13 protein-coding genes are annotated in these 17476 nt (G+C 40.2%); 5 read left to right on the top strand and 8 right to left on the bottom strand.

Annotation, left to right across the window (positions count from 1 at the left end; translation table 11 throughout):
* The first annotated feature begins 10 nt into the window (after positions 1-10).
* Positions 11-2449, top strand: a complete 2439-nt coding sequence (locus tag ABXG98_RS00065; RefSeq protein ID WP_353536641.1) for an Ig-like domain-containing protein — start codon at positions 11-13, stop codon at positions 2447-2449.
* Between the two features lie 4 nt (positions 2450-2453).
* The gene (locus ABXG98_RS00060; protein WP_353536640.1) at positions 2454-3014 is read left to right on the top strand and encodes a GNAT family N-acetyltransferase; all 561 of its coding nucleotides are present in this window, start codon (positions 2454-2456) and stop codon (positions 3012-3014) included.
* Between the two features lie 38 nt (positions 3015-3052).
* Here the strand turns inward: ABXG98_RS00060 and ung are convergent, their stop codons facing one another.
* The 6 genes from ung to ABXG98_RS00030 all read right to left on the bottom strand — a co-directional run bounded on the left by ung (position 3053) and on the right by ABXG98_RS00030 (position 10208).
* Positions 3053-3721 carry a uracil-DNA glycosylase gene (gene ung / locus ABXG98_RS00055; RefSeq protein WP_353536639.1) on the bottom strand — a complete coding sequence of 223 codons (669 nt, stop codon included), beginning with the start codon at positions 3719-3721 and terminating at the stop codon, positions 3053-3055.
* Positions 3722-3733: 12 nt separating this feature from the next.
* Complete coding sequence (gene thrC / locus ABXG98_RS00050; protein ID WP_353536638.1) at positions 3734-5038, bottom strand: threonine synthase; 1305 nt, start codon at positions 5036-5038, stop codon at positions 3734-3736.
* A 65-nt stretch (positions 5039-5103) separates the two neighbouring features.
* Complete coding sequence (gene thrB / locus ABXG98_RS00045; protein ID WP_353536637.1) at positions 5104-6093, bottom strand: homoserine kinase; 990 nt, start codon at positions 6091-6093, stop codon at positions 5104-5106.
* Positions 6093-8579: a bifunctional aspartate kinase/homoserine dehydrogenase I gene (thrA, locus tag ABXG98_RS00040; protein WP_353536636.1), complete on the bottom strand. Its 2487-nt coding sequence runs from the start codon at positions 8577-8579 to the stop codon at positions 6093-6095. The genes thrB and thrA overlap by 1 nt, the downstream gene beginning before the upstream one ends.
* Before the next feature lie 537 nt (positions 8580-9116).
* A complete protein-coding gene (locus tag ABXG98_RS00035) occupies positions 9117-9851 on the bottom strand; it encodes a M48 family metallopeptidase (protein ID WP_353536635.1) in 735 nt (244 codons plus the stop codon).
* Positions 9852-9887: 36 nt separating this feature from the next.
* Entirely contained in the window at positions 9888-10208 is a 321-nt protein-coding gene (locus ABXG98_RS00030; protein ID WP_353536634.1) for a YebG family protein, read from the bottom strand.
* A 395-nt stretch (positions 10209-10603) separates the two neighbouring features.
* On the opposite strand from ABXG98_RS00030, the gene ABXG98_RS00025 reads away from it, so the two are divergent.
* A complete protein-coding gene (locus tag ABXG98_RS00025; RefSeq protein WP_353536633.1) occupies positions 10604-10951 on the top strand; it encodes a DUF3718 domain-containing protein in 348 nt (115 codons plus the stop codon).
* Between the two features lie 101 nt (positions 10952-11052).
* On the opposite strand, the gene mrcB is transcribed toward ABXG98_RS00025, so the two are convergent.
* Positions 11053-13419 carry a penicillin-binding protein 1B gene (gene mrcB / locus ABXG98_RS00020; protein WP_353536632.1) on the bottom strand — a complete coding sequence of 789 codons (2367 nt, stop codon included), beginning with the start codon at positions 13417-13419 and terminating at the stop codon, positions 11053-11055.
* A gap of 14 nt (positions 13420-13433) precedes the next feature.
* Positions 13434-16034 (bottom strand): ATP-dependent helicase HrpB, encoded by a 2601-nt coding sequence (gene hrpB, locus ABXG98_RS00015; protein ID WP_353536631.1) that lies wholly within the window; start codon positions 16032-16034, stop codon positions 13434-13436.
* A 239-nt stretch (positions 16035-16273) separates the two neighbouring features.
* On the opposite strand from hrpB, the gene ABXG98_RS00010 reads away from it, so the two are divergent.
* A complete protein-coding gene (locus ABXG98_RS00010; protein ID WP_353536630.1) occupies positions 16274-16669 on the top strand; it encodes a hypothetical protein in 396 nt (131 codons plus the stop codon).
* 74 nt (positions 16670-16743) lie between these two features.
* Positions 16744-17454, top strand: a complete 711-nt coding sequence (gene sfsA / locus ABXG98_RS00005) for a DNA/RNA nuclease SfsA (protein ID WP_353536629.1) — start codon at positions 16744-16746, stop codon at positions 17452-17454.
* Positions 17455-17476: the final 22 nt, after the last annotated feature.

Here is a 17476-nt window from a genome sequence, read left to right as displayed (position 1 = left end):
AAATTTAAGCATGAAAAAGCTTTGTCTTGTACTTGCTTCATTATTTACCCTTATTCTCAGCGGCTGTAATGGTCATAATGCAGATGAAAGCGATAATTTACCTAAAGTGGTCGCAAATGTTGAGCTGTTACTTTTAGACAGTGAAGGTAACGCTAAACATAGCTTTTCCGCAAATGAAACCATTACACTGCAAGCTAAAGTAACCGATGAAAATAACGTCTTAATTGAAAACAAAGCGGTAAGTTTTTCTGCCTCAATTGGCACATTAGATATCGATTCAAAACTAACCAATAGCGAAGGCATTGCTATCGTACATATTACCAATGAATCGCTGTCATTAGGTGCAGGCCCCGCCAATGCTAACGTAGGAGAAATTAGCGCCCTCCCCGTTGATTATGAATTTGTTGAGGCGCAAAATATTGAACTTCCGCCTACGTTAACCACGGTGATGTCATTAAATGATGATCCTGTTAATCAATTTAAGGCTGATCAAGAGGTTAGCATTACTAGCACCTTAACCGATAGTAATGGTCAAGGCATTGCTAATAAAATTATTAGTTTTACGGCTGATGTAGGCACGCTCAGTACTTCAACATTTTTAACTAATAACTTAGGTGTAGCCCAAGTCACCTTGAGTAGCGCTGACAGTGCCATTGGTGCCGGCATTTTCACTAGTAGCTACAGCCTAGGTGATGAAGCTAGTGTCAGTAGTGTTTTCAATTATCAAATCTTACCTGCTGATACCATTATCAACCAAAACAGCCGCTTAGGTTACTTTGATGAAAATAATAGCTTTGTTGAAGGTAAAATTGAACTCTCTATCATGGATAACCAGCTTAGTGCCGGCGGTAGTTTAGGATTAAGTGTCGATTTGGTTGACCAAAACGGTGAGTTAATTATTACCCCTGTTCCTGTTACGTTTAGTTCTAACTGTGTACAAAATGGTAACGCCAGTATTGATGAAACGGTATTAAGCGTTAATGGCACCGCAAGCGCTACTTTTACTGATATTAATTGTGCCGGGGCTACAGGTACAGACGATCTTATCATCGCCAGTGTTAGCATGAATAATATTAGCCACACAGCCAGTGAAACCATCACTATTCAAGGCGAACAGCTCGGCTCTATTGAATTTATTTCTGCCGCACCTAGCGCAATAGTCCTTAAAGGTACGGGCGGCCAAAATAAACAAGAAACTTCTACCCTTACTTTTAAAGTAAAAAGCCAGCTAGGTAATGTGTTACCCCAACAAACCGTTAATTTTTCACTCAGCACCGCTGTCGGTGGTATCAGCTTAAGTCGAGCCTCTGGTGTAACCAATAGTCAAGGACTTGTCACCACACAAGTGGCTGCCGGTACCGTGCCTACCGCGGTGCGTGTAACCGCTTCAGCAAGCATGGACTTTAATGGCAATACCTTTACAGTGCAAAGCCAGTCTGATTTATTATCGATCAACACTGGATTACCAGAGCAACTGTCAATGACTATTGCAGCTGACATACTTAACCCAGAAGCCCATAATATTAGCGGTGAAGAGTCTAACATTACCGTGTGGTTATCAGATAACTTTCATAACCCAGTACCGGATGGAACAACCGTGAACTTCACCACAGAAGGTGGCACAATTCAGCCAAGTTGCTCAACCACTAACGGGAGTTGCTCGGTAGTATGGACCAGTAGTGAGCCTAGAGTGACCAATCATAGGATTACCATTTTGGCGACGGCCTTAGGCCATGAAAGCTTCTTTGATACTAACGGTAATAATACTTTTGATGAAGCTGATGGCGATCCCATTATTGATAACGGCAGCAGTAGTAATTTTAATGTCGATTCTGGCCTAGATAACTATTCGCCACAAGCTAAAGGGTTTATTGATATGTCTGAAGCTTGGCGTGATGACAACGAAAATAGCCGTTATGATAACGGCGAAACCTTTATTGATTTTAATAATGATAATAGCTTTAGCTCAGCCGACAGTTTATTTAATGGTCCACAATGTCAAGGTGACAACTGTGCGAGTGAAAACATGCGCAACATTCATGTCAGAAAGGCACTAAGGTTAGTCATGGCAAGCTCTACCCCTGAAACAAAATTAACCAGTAGTCTCAACGGAAAAACTTACCACAACTCATTAACAAACACTACTTCAGCACTGCCAGATGTAGCCAATGGTGGTAGCCAAGGGTTTAATTTCGACTTTGCTGATACTGGCACGCCAAATCAAACTATGCCACTTGGCACTACCGTGGAAGTTGCCCTAAGCGCAGGTACTTTAGCTGGAACTACAAGTTATACTGTTGGCAATAATGCTAAGGCTGGTTTTACGCGGATTAACTTTAGTGTAGCGCAAGAGGCTGGTGATGACCCTCAAAGCGCAAGGCTTACTATTACTGTAACCTCACCTAGTGGTGTTGTTTCTACATTAAACTTTGATATGAACTTACTGTAACGCTGTGGCTGAAGTTAACTATCAAAAACTTGTTCCTACGTATTTCGAACAAGTTATACAGCTTGCTAATACAGTACATGGTGACGGCTATTTAACCAATGAAAGTATTGCTGATTGGGTTAACCGTGGCATACATGCTGGTATTAATTGTGGTTATGTTGCCCTGCTGAATCAGCAAGTAATAGGTTTTCGTATTACTTTCTCAGCAAATAATTGGCCAATTGATCAATGGTGTAGCCCTAAATTGTGGCTAGTGCCTAGTGAAAAATGCTGTTATTTCAAATGTAACACCGTTGATCAAAAGTATCGCGGCTTAGGTGTCGGCAAGAAATTACTAAAGCTGTCAATTGAGGCCGCAAAGCAACAAGGAGCAACCGCTGGAATTGCCCATCTTTGGAAACAAAGTCCTAATAATAGCGCTGTCGCTTATTTTACCCATTGTGGTGGCAAGCTAGTTAAATCCCATCCAGATAAATGGAATGAAGCAAGTAAACATGGATATAACTGCATTTTGTGTGGTCATGATTGTCACTGCGAGGCCGCAGAAATGATCATTCGTTTTTAATCACCGACATCAGCTTTTAGTAACCGATAACATAGTAACTACAAACTGCTCCAATTAATGCCTTTTTGCCCTTTTTCTTCTAGCCAAGCATTTGCTTTAGAGAAGTGTTTGCAGCCAAAAAAACCGCGATAAGCCGATAATGGCGATGGGTGTGGGCCGTTTAATATCAGATGTTTGTGTGCATCAATATTACGGCCTTTTTTTTGTGCATGTGCGCCCCATAAAATAAAAACACAACCGTTATTATGCTGGTTAATATGTTCAATAATTTCATCGGTAAAGGTTTCCCAACCCAATTTAGCATGCGAGTGAGCTTGGCCTTGTTGAACCGTTAAAACGGTATTTAACAATAATACTCCTTGCTCTGCCCAGCTTGTTAAGTTGCCGTGACTAGGAGTGGTAAAATCCGCCACATCTGTGCTTAATTCTTTGTAGATGTTGGCTAACGAGGGTGGCACTTTAATCCCTTTTTGCACAGAAAAAGCCAGACCGTGTGCTTGGTGCTCGCCGTGGTAGGGATCTTGGCCTAAAATAATGACTTTTATCTCAGGCAAATCTAGAAATTCAAAGGCACAAAAAACATCTTCCTGCTTAGGGAAAATAGTGAGTCCTTGCGATCTTTGCTTGGCAATATCTGCTTGTAACTGGCAATAGTAGTCTTGCAATTGCGCTTGCTTAATTATCTGTTGCCAGTGTGGTTTGATCATAGTGACTCGATTTTATTTAAGTAAGTATGCGCGTAAATCAGCAAACTCATTCGCCATATCTTGCGATAAAATAGGCTCGCCCGCACAATCAGCCAACTCTTTGGGTAGACCTAAAGGTTGCCCTAAAATACTTTCTACAACATCTTTAAATTTAGCCGGATGGGCGGTGCCTAAGAAAACACCTAATTCATCTTCAGTGGCACTGTACTGTAATGCTTTATAAGCAACTGCTGCGTGTGGTTCGCTAATATAGCCTAATTTTCCTAGGCCAATAACAGTTGATTGTGTTTGTTCTTCATCAATAGAAACTGAACTCACACAACCGTTTTCAACAATACCCGATTTAAGCATGTGCTCAACACGAGGCCAGTTGTTAGGGTTACTCACATCCATGGCATTAGAAATAGTCGCCACCGTTGTATTGGGTGACCATTCTCCGGTTTCTAAATAACGTGGCACAGTATCATTTAAATTAGTTGCAGCGATAAAGCGCTTAATAGGTAAGCCCATAGCTTTAGCAAATAAACCCGCTGTTAAGTTACCAAAATTGCCTGAAGGAACCGAGAAAACAATATCTCCAAGACTCTCTTTCGCACGAGAAAGTTGCGCCACAGCTTCAAAGTAGTAGCAAATTTGCGCTAACAGTCGGCTGATATTTATTGAATTAGCCGAGTTCAAACCAATAGTAGTCGCAAGCTCTTTATCATTAAAGGATTGTTTAACTAAGGCTTGGCAATCATCAAAATCACCATCAACCATTAAGGTTTCAATGTTACCACCTAAGGTAGAAAACATTTTCTCCTGTAATAAAGAGATTTTACCTTTAGGGTACATGATGACAACACGAATATTGTCAATACCATGAAAAGCATGGGCAACCGCGGCACCGGTATCACCTGAGGTCGCCGTTAAAATAGTCAATGGTTTTTGTTGCCCGCTTGCTTTAGCGTCTTTTGCAACGAAAGTTTGTAAACATTTCGCCATAAAACGGGCACCAAAATCTTTAAACGCCAATGTCGGCCCATGAAACAATTCTAAAATAGCACGGTTATTGCTAATAGGCTGTAAAACCGCCGGAAAGTTAAAGGCTGAGGTTACTATTTCAGTTAACTCTTGCTCGGTTAAATCATCTTCAACAAATGGCTGAAGTATTTTTACGCTACGCTCAACCAGTGGCATTGCAAGCAACTCATCGATATTGTCAAATTTCGGCATAGATTCAGGAAAAAATAACCCCTGATTTTTGCCTAACCCTTGCTTAACGGCTTGAGCAAAACTTACTCGTTCATCGTTTTCTATTAAATTATAAAATTTCACTTTTTGTTCCTAATAATCTTTTAATATCGTTTGGTCAGGGTTTGCAAGCTTCAGCCCAACCAAATTTAAATTTCTACCGCGCCAGCTTCATCAACCTGACATACGTGTACAAAGCCAAGCTCTGTTTGCAAATAATGTGCTTTTAACCATTGAGCATAATCTTGAGCTTGTTGCTCGGTATCACAAATACAAAATAACGTTGGCCCTGAGCCTGAAATACCCACAGCATGAGCGCCTTCTGCCATCAAATAATCATGGGCTTGCTGGTATTGTGGTAATAAATTGATTCTGTATGGCTCAGCAACAACATCGGTTAATACTGAAAAAGCTTGTACTTTATCTTGTCGATGACAAGCATCAACAAAGGTTGCTAAATTTTGACCATAGCTTATCACATCAGCTCGGCTATAGCTGGTTGGCAATACATCGCGTGCGGCTTTAGTTGACACCTCAATACCTGGGTAGGCCATAACGTAAAAACAATCATTAAAACCAGGTAAAACACGATTGATCACTTCACTGTCTGGCACCATCAACTGTAAGCCACCTAAATAACATGGCGCAACATTATCATAATGTAAACTCCCACTGATTTGAGCCTCCATTTGACCGGTCATTTTTAGCAAGGTTTTCTCATCAAAACTAAAACCGTGGTACTTGCCATAAAATGCATTTAAACCAGCAAGCGCTGCCACTACTGAGCAAGCACTAGAGCCTAAACCACTCCCTACCGGCATTTTTTTATCTAAAGTCATTTGTACTCTAACAACCGCTTGATCTGCTGATTGCAAGGCTTGGTTAAATAACAGCAAACATGACCAAACAATATTGTCTTCTTTCGCCTTTGGTAGCTTGTCAGCAAAAGCACCAACAACCACTAAGCGATCTGCTGCATGTTCACCAGCACTTTCTACAGTGACAACATCACCTAATAAAGTGCCATCAATGGGCTTTACTGCTAAACCTAAAACATCAAACCCGACGCTAACATTACCAATTGAGGCAGGCGCAAAAACTGAGACTTTAGCGACGGATGAATGGGTGGAAACTGTCATTAGTGATGTTGCTCCCACGTTAAAGTTCTTAATATATCACCAAAAACGCCTGCAGCCGTTACTGCAGCGCCAGCACCATATCCACGAAGCACAAATGGCAAGGGCTGATAATATCGACTATGAACCGCTAAGGCATTTTCGCCTTCTTTAATACTGTATAATGGGTGACTAGCATCAACGGCTTCAATTGAAACGCGGCACTTGCCATCAACTATATTGCCAATATAACGTAATACTTGTCCTTGTGCTTTCGCTTGCTCACAACGAGCGCTCATGCCACTGTCAAGTTTAGGTAAGTTATTCATAAACTCATCAACATCACCACTGGCATCAAAGTCATCAGGTAATACTGATTCGATATCAATATCTGATAACTCTAGTTGCATCCCTGATTCGCGGGCCATAATTAATAATTTACGCGCTACGTCCATACCACTTAAATCATCACGAGGATCTGGCTCAGTAAAGCCATTGTCTTTAGCAATAGCAGTTGCTGCTGATAAAGACATTCCTTCATCGAGTTTACCAAAAATATAAGAAAGCGAGCCTGATAATATACCTTCAAAACGTTGTAACTGATCACCTGCTTTAATTAAGCCTTGCAAAGTATCAATCACGGGTAAGCCAGCACCAACGGTTGTTTCATACAAAAACCTTCGGTTGGTTTTTTGTGCTGTAGCACGTAATTCTTGATAGTACTGCCATGAATCTGTATTGGCTTTTTTGTTTGGTGTAACTACATGGAACCCTTCTGCTAAATAGTCAACATAGCTCATTGCTAATGCTTCATTTGAGGTAGAATCTACCAACACCGGATTAATTAGATGATTATCACTAACAAATGCTTTGATATTTGCAGCATTTACCTCAACCGCTTTTTTATTATCTGCAGCTTGCGCCATAACATTTTGCCAGTTGTCGAGATCAATCCCAGCGTTATCAAACACCATACCTTTAGAATTGGCAATACCGTAAACTTTCAAGGCAATATTTTGCTCTTTAAGGCTGGCTTGTTGACGAGATATTTGCGCTATTAACTCGCTACCTACCACACCACAACCAACTAAAAACACATCAATGGCTGGTTTATGAGAAAAGAAATTTTGATGACTCACTTTCATCGCAGCCGTACATTTTCTTTCTTCTATCACCACAGAGATACTGCGCTCTGACGAGTCTTGGGCAATAGCAACAATATTGACTCGCGCTTGCTCAAGTGAGCTGAAAAACTTTGCGGCAACACCACGTTGATGATGCATACCATCCCCAACTAGGGACACAATAGATAAATCACCCTTTAAGGCAATGGGTTCAAGTAAGCCATTGAGTAATTCTAACTCAAATTCTTCTTTTAAACTTTGCTCTGCCTGCAGCGCATCAACGGAATGAATCGAGAAACTAATACAGTATTCACTTGAAGACTGACTAATGAGCACTAAAGAAATATTTTCTCTACTCATAGTAGCAAAAACACGGCTGGCCATACCTACCATGCCTTTCATGCCGGGACCAGAAACATTGACCATGGTAATATCATCTAAGTTTGATATGGCTTTAACACATTTTTGCTGGTCGTTTTCGTTAGAAATTAACGTACCTGGCGCTGATGGATTACTGGTGTTTTTGATTAAGCAAGGAATATGGTATTGAGCGATTGGACCAATTGTTTTCGGATGCAAGACACTGGCACCGAAATAAGACAGCTCCATAGCTTCTTGGTAAGACAAATAATCGAGTAATTTTGCTTCTTTAATCATGCGCGGATCAGCATTATAAACCCCATCAACATCAGTCCATATTTCACAACACTCAGCTTGCATACATACTGCTAATACTGCAGCAGAATAATCTGAGCCATTACGCCCTAACGTGGTGATTTGACCTTCAACTTGATCTTTACCAATACTCATACCGATAAAGCCCGGCATTAACGAAATTTGATTTAGCTTGTCATATTGCGAATGAAAGCTTTCTTTTGAAAGCACTAAATCAGCAACTGCATTTAAAGAGGAGTCGTTAGTGAACAAGAATTTTTCAGGCGACAGTAATGATACCTGCAAACCTGATGACTGGAGCACCGAATCGAGAATTGCAACACTTAAACGCTCACCTGTACTAATAATGCGCGCACGTATATGATCCGGGCAATAAGTTAACATGGTAGCGCCTTGCATATAGCGGCTAAGCTGATGTTCATAATTTGCTAGTGCTTGCTCACAATGAATCGCATTAAATTCAGGTAAACTCGCCGATAGGTCATCAATAATCGAGGTGATTGCGCGTTTAAAATGTCCTAAATCGGTGACCAATTTTGCTTCATCACTAATATTTTCAGCCATGGCAACTAAATGATTGGTAACACCTTGTGGTGCTGAAACAACCACGGCAACTTGGGACGACTGGCTTTTATCTTTGATGATATCTGCCACTTGACGAAAACGCTCAGCTGAAGCCAAAGATGAGCCGCCAAATTTAAGTACACGCATTATTTTTTCCCTTTTAAAAAGCAAAAAGCCCGTAACCTTTGCAGGTTACGGGCTTCGATAAAATTATTTTTTTTACACGTTAGCCAGCAACCGCCAATCCTATAAGGGTGGTGGTGGTGGTAATAATGGTAATGTGGTTAGGTGTAATATTCATAAGTTTAAAATGCCTGATTTCCCTTAGAGTGTCAACATTTATTGGCAAATAGAGAATAGAATAAAAAGTTATAGCGTATACAACTACACTTTCTATTATCCTATGATAATCACTATTACAGCCAAGGTAAGATTAATACCCTATGGCAATTAACTGTCTAGTATGGCCAACTATCTGCCTGTTATATTCCAAATAACCAGTAAGCACTCGCTACAGAAAATACAATAGAGGCCATATAAATAAATGTCATCTTTAGACTGTGAAGGGTTATTTTCATCGTTATTCCTTAGCGCTTTGGATCAATAGCACAAACTAGCTTCAACTTCCTTGGTTAAATTAAAGCTAAATTCATGCCAATAGCAAAATCCAAAACGATAATTAATCTAAGCTTGAGGTTGCCGCCACTGCAGCGCACCTTGGTTTGCTTTTATCCATGCCTTAGCCTCTTTAAAGTTTGGACAATATATGGCAACTAATCGCCAAAAATCCGACGAATGGTTTAAGTGACGTAAATGACACAATTCATGAATCACAACATAGTCGATCACAAATACAGGTAACATCATCAATAAATAGTTAAAACTTAGCTCGCCTTTACTATTACAACTGCCCCATCTAGCGCGATATTGCCTGATTTTTATGTTGGTAGGAGATAATTGCGTAAGCCGTGCGTAGTAGTCTACTTTGGGAAAAATAATATCCAGTGCTTGCGCTTTAAAGTAAGCCTCTATTTTCTTTTTAACCGCTAACGATTGTTGTAACTTTGTCGTCCATTTGGTTTGCTGAGACTGGTTAAAAGCAATAGTTAACGTTTGTTGCTGCTGAGTATCTGAGGATAAATAGACATCAGGCTGCTTACGGGCATTCAAATAAATAATATTGAGCTTAACTTGCTGCCCAAATACCAGCAATGTAGCCCCTTGATTAAACTGACAACACTGCTCAGCCGTTTGAAGTTGTTCAAAGATTTTAGCGTTTAACCAAGCCTCTTTTTTGTGAATAAAGGCATGAATCTGTTGTTCATCAAGATGATAAGGCGCACGAACAAAAACCTGCCCGCGCTTTACTTGTAGCGCTAGGGTTTTTCGGCGACTATGAACTACTTGATATTCAATCACAAGCACATGCTAAAAAACAATATTCCAAAAAACAAATTAGCTAGCTTCGCCTAATTTTGCCGGAGTAGGATCGGCCTTATTTTCTGCTGATTTCTTAGCCGCTTTTTTGACAGGCGATTTTTTTGTAGGCTTTTTCGCAAGTAAGGCGACCAATACGTCATCTCGGTGCTGTGCCAAATAAATACTTAATTCTTCACTTGCGCTATCACTTAGCTCTATCGGTGATTTAGCAAATACATTGACTAAGTTATCAGCCATATCCAACATTTTGTCATATTCATCTGCTGATTTCTTATCCATAAATGTTTTTGCCTCCACCCCGTGTCTAATGACGACGAATCGACTCTCAACTGCCATTGTTATTCCTTAGTCATCTTTAAAAGAAAATTAAATTAGTATAATTAACTAAACAATACCATATCAGACTCTAAAACTGTATATAAAAACAGTCTATTTTTTATTTAACATCAACATTTTTATCATTAAGCCGGTCATTTAGCTTGCGGTAAACTGCGGTTATGTATTGAAAGTATGTAAGCTGATGAACAAATGTAAAAAAATAGTCATAATTTCCTGTCTACTTTTTCATCTATAATTATTCATTCAATCACTTAGGACAAACTCTCTTTATTGATTGCAGGTTTTTCGTTACATCCATGATAAAGGCATTAACAACTTTTTTCACCGTTTGGGTCACTATTAAGTGTGCGAGGTAATATTGCTTCGTCATTAAACCCTATTGGAGAATAATCATGATCAACGTTAATATCACAGTTATCGCTTTAACAGCACTGTCAGCTCTTGCTTTCAGCGCGCCTAGCCAAGCCACAATGAGCCCATATGTAAAAACAGCCTTAGTTGACGTATGTAAAGCCGCGATGAGTAACAAAATTCACCGCTTAAACGGCACAACCAATGCCTATCGCTTAAGAGACAAAACCGTGGCTTTAAAAGTTATGTGTAATGGCGATGATATTATCAGTTTTGCCGAACATCATGGCGCCTATAAAACTGCAGCAAAACTGCAACGAAGTATCGGTAATGTCAGCATTATAGATACTGCAGCTATATCAAAAGTAAATGTGACCTTTGCCGAATAGTTTGTTTCACATTGCTTTAAGGTATTTAGTATGACAGATACGACCTAAGCACTTAAATTTGCCACTTAAGTGCTTAATTACTCCCTCAACATAGCAACGTTTTAATCGCCAAACAACCTATCAAACCAAGAACGTTTTTCCTTCTTTTTTTGAGCACAATGATCTAGGGTCACTATGCCCCGTGATATCGCTGGATAAGCTTGGGTATTGCTACATTTTTCTGGCACTGCATGACCTGTTTTTTGATCAAATGTTGTGATGGCAACTGCATCAGGTTTGTTGCGAACTTTACTAACTCCACCATTTTTGTTAAGAAAATCAGCAAACAACAGCAAAGCTCCACTACTTCCGGTGAGACCTGTCGGCTCATTATTATCTTTTCCTAACCAAGTAGTAATTAACAGTCGATTATCATACCCAATAAACCAACTATCCCGAAGATCATTACTAGTACCTGTTTTTCCTGCTACATTCACTCCTTTCATCCGCCAATTTAGAGATTTTGCGGTACCCGATTTTGCTACCTGACTTAACGCATAGTCCATTAAGTAAACTGCATCGGTCGAAATTACTTGGGCATTGCTTGGCACATATTGCCAAAGTATTTCCCCCTTACTTGATGAAATACTGCTAATGGCGTGCGCCTGCTCAGCAAAGCCTTGGTTAGCTATAGGTAGGTACATTTGATTAATTTGTAAGGGTGACATATTCATTGCACCTAGCAACATAGAAGGCCGCATCACCACATCATTGTCATAGCCAAGTAGGTGAATTGCATTAGCAACATTTTCTAACCCTAAAGCCATACCTAAGTTTACGGTAGGAATATTGAGAGAATTCACTAAACCATCGATTAATGGCACTTGCTGTCGATACTTACCATCATAATTTTTTGGCTGCCAGGTTTCGCCTTGACTGCCATCTTCAGCGTCTATGGTCAATGTAATCGGCTGATCGGCAAGTAAGGTAGCAAAGTTGAATTGTTCAAATCGTTCTAAAGCCGCTAGGTAGATAGCCGGCTTAATTAAAGAACCCACGGGCCGTTGTGCTTTGGTCGCTCGATTAAAGCCTGCATAACCACTTTGTTTGTCACCCACTAAGGCTCTAATCTCGGCACTGGCGATATCAGTAACCACCATAGCAGCCTGTAATGCTTGTTGCTGATATTTTTGTTCTAATTGCGTTAACTGTTCTGTTACAGTTTGCTCTAGTGTTTGTTGGGTTCGATGAGAAAAGCCGGTAAAAACACGAATACCCATTTTTTGCTGATAAGGGGTTAAATGTTGGTTTAACTCTTGTTTCACTAATTGTAAGTACGCTGGGTAAGCTTGTCTGGTAAACCGCCTATTCTTTCGAATCGATAATGGCGAATTAACAGCTTGTTTAAACTCGGCCACTGAAATTAAATTTTGCTCAAACATTAAACGTAACACTAAATCTCGACGATCCGTGGCTCGAGCTGGATGACGCCAAGGATCATAGTAGCTTGGCCCTTTCACTTGTGCCACCAGCAGGGCAATATCAGCACTATTTAATTGAGAAATTGTTTTACCAAAATAAAATTTTGATGCTAAACCAAAACCATAAATACCATTAGCATAATGCTGCCCTAAATAAACTTCATTAATATAAGCTTCTAGCAGTTGATCTTTGCTATATCGTACTTCAATAATGAGCGCCATGAGCGCCTCTTTCACTTTGCGAGTAATAGTGCGTTCTCTGGTTAAAAACATGTTTTTAACTAATTGTTGAGTTAACGTGCTCCCCCCTTGCACGGTTCGACCCGCAACAATATTGCTATACAAAGCCCGTAAGATCCCTAAAGGTGAAATACCTTGGTGATGATAAAAGTTACGATCTTCAATTAATAGCAAGGTATCTAGCAAAAGAGTCGGGATATTTTGTAGCGCTACTAATACCCGATCTTCTTTATTATTAGGCACTAGTCTGGCTAGCAGCACTGGCTCTAATAACAAGCTATTAACAGGGATGTTATTGCTAAATAGCTGGCTTATTTTGCCATTTTTACTGTTGATAGTTAATTCAGCTGTGTCCGTAGAGTAAGCATTGCTTGACTGTGGGAATGCAAACGCTCGACGATAAATAATAAGTCTATTGGCCGATTGTGCAAATTGCCCTGGCGCATCTACTTTGGTTACTTTTTGATAACCATTTAACCGCAGTGCGTTGGCAATTTGTCCTAGTTTTACTGGTTCACCAAGCGTTAAACGTTCTACCTGACCAAAAATTTGCGCTGGCACTTGCCATCGCTGGCCCTCAAAGGTTTTCTGCACTTTAGCATCAAGGTAAAGCGTAAAGAGTGCTAACGCAGAAGCTAGTGCAAAGGCTAATTTTGCACTAACAATGACCACTTTACGTAACCAGGTTTTGCTTTTAATTGTGGCATCAGTGGTTACTTTTTTTGAATTTGACTTCACAGAAGCCTTGTTTTGCTGTTTCGCTGACATCGATGCATTTGTTCCTAACTGATATTTTTCAAGTGGCGTTTAGTTTTATTCGTTGGCTGAGCATCTGCGGGATTATCTGGCCAGAAGTGCTTAGGGTATTGTGATTTCATATCTTTTTGTACTGCTTTATAACTTCCTGCCCAAAATTTCGCTAAATCTTGCGTAACTTGAATAGGCCTTTGCGCTGGTGATAACAACTCTAGCAATAAAGGGATACCTGGATGACCATTAATGCCGCCCACACAAGGGGTTTGCACAGAACCATAAAGTTCTTGCATAGGCATAGCAACTTTTGGTGACTTTTCCTGCGAATAAGTGATCGCACAATGACGACCAGTGGACCCAATATAGACACTTGGCGCAGCTTGCTTTAATAGCTGTTGTTGCTGGTAATCAAGTTGTGACAATAACATCGCTGATAAATCGAGCTTAGCTAATTGTGTTAATGATTTTATTTCCCCAACAAAAGGGCTGAACCAACCGGCAAGATTGGTGACTAAGATTTCATCGCTAATCTCGGGCAATTGGTAGTGTGGGAAATACCTTGTTAACCACTGCCACCGGGCTCTTAAGGCAAGATCTTTCTGTTGCCAACTCAGGAACCTTAAACCTTTACGTCTAAGTACATCACACCACATTTTCGCGATCAAATTCGATGATAAATTAGTGTTACTGACTGTTTCTTTCAAGTTTATCGCCGCCAAACTTGTGCGTTTACGCGTAATAATTTTACCACTAACATCATCAAATATGGCGAGTTCTTGTGTGGAAATTTGATTTGAAAAAGCTTGTTCTATTTGCGACACATCTATCTTTGCTGCTAAACGCACCTTCAGTTGATGAGATGTTTGTATTAAATCAGCAATCACTAAATAAGACTCTCCAGCTAAAGCATCTTGTTGTTCAAGTGTGACTCCTTTGCCATTAGCACAAATAAAGTCGCCGATGCTACCACGTGCTTTGGCTATTCGCTCTGGATATGCATGAGCTAACAGCAAGCCAATACAATTGGTCGGTATGGATTTAATCGCAAGCGAGTCGATACTTTTAAGCTGCGCCCCTCTTGTTAAGTTTTGCACTTGTTTAATTATATTAGCAATTACACCGAAGGGTTTATGCCATTTCTGAACCAACAGCGTGATGCGCTGTGCGATATCACAATCAAAACGACTTTGCTCATTTGGCAATAGATCACGCTCTTCTAATAGGGCTACTAACATGCAGGCTAACAAGGGAAGATTATCGTTACGCATTGTTGAAGCCAGTTGGCATGCAGAGAGTATCATATGAGCAAATCTTGGATGACAGGAGAATTCTGCAACTTTTTTGCCGTGTGCCGTTAATTTATTATCTTTATCGACAATGGCCAAAGATTGCAGCTCTTGCCAGGCTTGTTGTTCTTTTATCTCACTGGGTAATTCTAGTAGTGGTAAATCAGCTAATTTGGCAACTCCCCAACGCGCAGCTTCAATTAATGTAGGTAATAAGTCAGCCTGTGCTATATCATTAATGCTTTGATCCGGCCGCCGCTCAAAATCATCTTTAGCATATAACCGAATACAATGACCAGCCATTAAGCGTCCAGCACGCCCTGCTCGTTGAATAGCTGAAGATTTAGCGATCTGTTTTTGAACCAATTTATTCAGTAGGCTGGCGTTGTTATATATTGCAACTTTTTCTAAACCACAATCTATGACTAAATCTATCCCTTCGATCGTTAATGAAGTCTCTGCAATATTGGTTGCTAATACTAGCTTTCGCGCTCCCTGCTTACAAGGCTGTATCGCCTGTTGTTGCTGCTTAAGCGTGAGATCGCCGTAAAGTGGACAAAGCAACAAATGATTTATTGACGCTTCGGTAATATAAGCCGAAAGTGTTTGCGCTAAAAATCGAATGTCAGCTACACCGGGAAGAAACACTAAGATTGAGCCTTGGTGCTCTCCTGCCTGCTGTTTAATAACAGCTAGCGCATGGTCACGCCAGCGCTGACTGACACTCGGTGCGTTATAGCTGATTTCAACAGGGAAACTGCGGCCTTCACTGGCAAGGCTTATTGCCTCAGGTAATGCTTTTGTTAACTGCTCAACATCAAGGGTTGCCGACATTAACAGTATTTTTAGGTCATCGCGTAATCCTAATTGCACATCTCGACTAAGCGCAAAGGCCAAATCGCCATGTAAACTTCGTTCATGAAATTCATCAAATACCACCAAACCACAATCACTAAGCTCAGCATCATTTTGAATTATTTGCGTGAGAATTCCCTCTGTTATCACCTCTAAACGGGTCGAATTAGATACTTTTGTTTCATTGCGAAGCCGGTAACCTACCGTTTCACCTACAGGCTCGTTTAGCTGACTTGCTAAATAACAAGCAATATTTTTTACCGCTAGGCGCCGTGGTTGTAACAAATAAATTTTTTTCCCTGTCAGAACCTTTTGCTCAAGCAACCATAAGGGTAAACAGGTTGATTTACCAGCACCTGGGGGGGCTGAGAGAATAAGGGTATTGTCCTTAGACAAGGCTTGGCAAAACTTTACCTTGATCGCTTCAATGGGTAAAACGGCTTGTTCAGGTATCAATTTAGGTGATGGATTAATTATAATATTAGACATAAAAAAGATGCTTTTGATCGTAGTGCACATCATAGCAATTATTTACTAACAAGCCTAAATTTTCCCTTTTCAGGGAGGTTGACCAAATGCAAGTTTAGCCCAATGCACCGACCAGCATTAAATAATTGAATAATATGCATTATATAAACTTGAAAAATCATAGAAATCTGCTTACTTGGCAAATCGCTTAAAAACTGATATCTATAATGTCCGATAAAATTTTACAAGGCTAACTATCGATGCAACCATCAACACACGGAAGTTACAATATTGAGCAGCAAAATAACATTTTATTTATCGATGCGCAGGGGCCTTTCGATGATGTTGTCACTGAACAGTACTACCAAGATATTAAACTGGTTGCTAATCAGATGGGTGATAGCCCTTGGGCTTCATTAGTTTCATTTGCCGGCAATAGTGTATTTGCGCCTGAAGCCGAGCAAAAATTAATTGAAACTACTCAGTATCGGGTGGATCACGGAATGATTGCCATTGCTGCTGTTATTCTCAACAGTAATTATGCCGATACATTACAGATGCAGCTACAACGGATATATCAAAATAATGGTGTGCAGTTTAATTTTTTCAGTAATATAAACCATGCGCAAGCCTGGTTGGACACTTTGATTAATTAAGTCATCTGCCTTTATTCAATACCCAACTTTATCGTATGATTACTCCCTTGTTAATCATACAATGCAGCACATTAATGAAACTATCGGTCAAACCAGCAGTTCTAATCAAACGCTATAAACGTTTTCTAGCAGATATAATTTTACCTGACAATACCGAAACAACGTTACATGTTGCCAATACAGGTGCAATGACAGGATGTGCCACACCTGCTGATACTGTGTGGTATAGCACCTCAAGTAACGCTAAGCGTAAATATGCCTTTAGCTGGGAACTAACTCAAACAAAGCAAAATCATTATATTTGTGTCAATACCCTCAGAGCCAACCAATTAGCTGAAGAAGCATTATTAAATGGCACTATCACAGAGTTACAAGGGTTTGATTCGATTCAGCGCGAGGTCAAGTATGGGCAAGAAAATAGCCGCATCGACTTTTTATTGCAACATACCGGTGACAACAATCAATCAGTAAATACTTATATTGAAGTAAAAAGTGTTACTTTACTTGATGACAAACAGGGCTTTTTTCCTGATGCTGTCACCACGCGTGGTCAAAAGCACCTTAGAGAACTAATTGATAGGGTAAATAGTGGAGATAGAGCCGTGCTATTGTTTGCCGTGCTGCATACTGGTATCAATAGTGTAAGGGTTGCTGAGCACATTGATGCTCGCTATGCTGAGTTATTACAACAAGCTATTGAGTCAGGTGTTGAGGTGTTGGTATATAAAGCAGATATTAGCCCGGAGCATATATCATTATCCCAACGACTTGATTTAATGATTTAGTGAATAAAGTCCACTTCGTTTA

Origin of the sequence: Colwellia sp. KU-HH00111 (assembly GCF_040362745.1) — a bacterium.
Classification (GTDB): domain Bacteria; phylum Pseudomonadota; class Gammaproteobacteria; order Enterobacterales; family Alteromonadaceae; genus Colwellia.
The sequence above is the reverse complement of the archived record's forward strand: the minus strand, read 5'-3'. Positions and strand labels throughout refer to the sequence as shown.

Bases quoted from the DNA above. Each gene is read 5' to 3' on its own strand.
- ABXG98_RS00065 (WP_353536641.1), top strand. From the start codon at position 11: ATGAAAAAGCTTTGTCTTGTACTTGCTTCATTATTTACCCTTATTCTC.
- mrcB (WP_353536632.1), bottom strand. From the start codon at position 13,419: ATGTCAGCGAAACAGCAAAACAAGGCTTCTGTGAAGTCAAATTCAAAA.
- ung (WP_353536639.1), bottom strand. From the start codon at position 3,721: ATGATCAAACCACACTGGCAACAGATAATTAAGCAAGCGCAATTGCAA.
- sfsA (WP_353536629.1), top strand. From the start codon at position 16,744: ATGAAACTATCGGTCAAACCAGCAGTTCTAATCAAACGCTATAAACGT.
- ABXG98_RS00025 (WP_353536633.1), top strand. From the start codon at position 10,604: ATGATCAACGTTAATATCACAGTTATCGCTTTAACAGCACTGTCAGCT.
- ABXG98_RS00030 (WP_353536634.1), bottom strand. From the start codon at position 10,208: ATGGCAGTTGAGAGTCGATTCGTCGTCATTAGACACGGGGTGGAGGCA.
- thrA (WP_353536636.1), bottom strand. From the start codon at position 8,579: ATGCGTGTACTTAAATTTGGCGGCTCATCTTTGGCTTCAGCTGAGCGT.
- thrB (WP_353536637.1), bottom strand. From the start codon at position 6,093: ATGACAGTTTCCACCCATTCATCCGTCGCTAAAGTCTCAGTTTTTGCG.
- ABXG98_RS00010 (WP_353536630.1), top strand. From the start codon at position 16,274: ATGCAACCATCAACACACGGAAGTTACAATATTGAGCAGCAAAATAAC.
- hrpB (WP_353536631.1), bottom strand. From the start codon at position 16,034: ATGTCTAATATTATAATTAATCCATCACCTAAATTGATACCTGAACAA.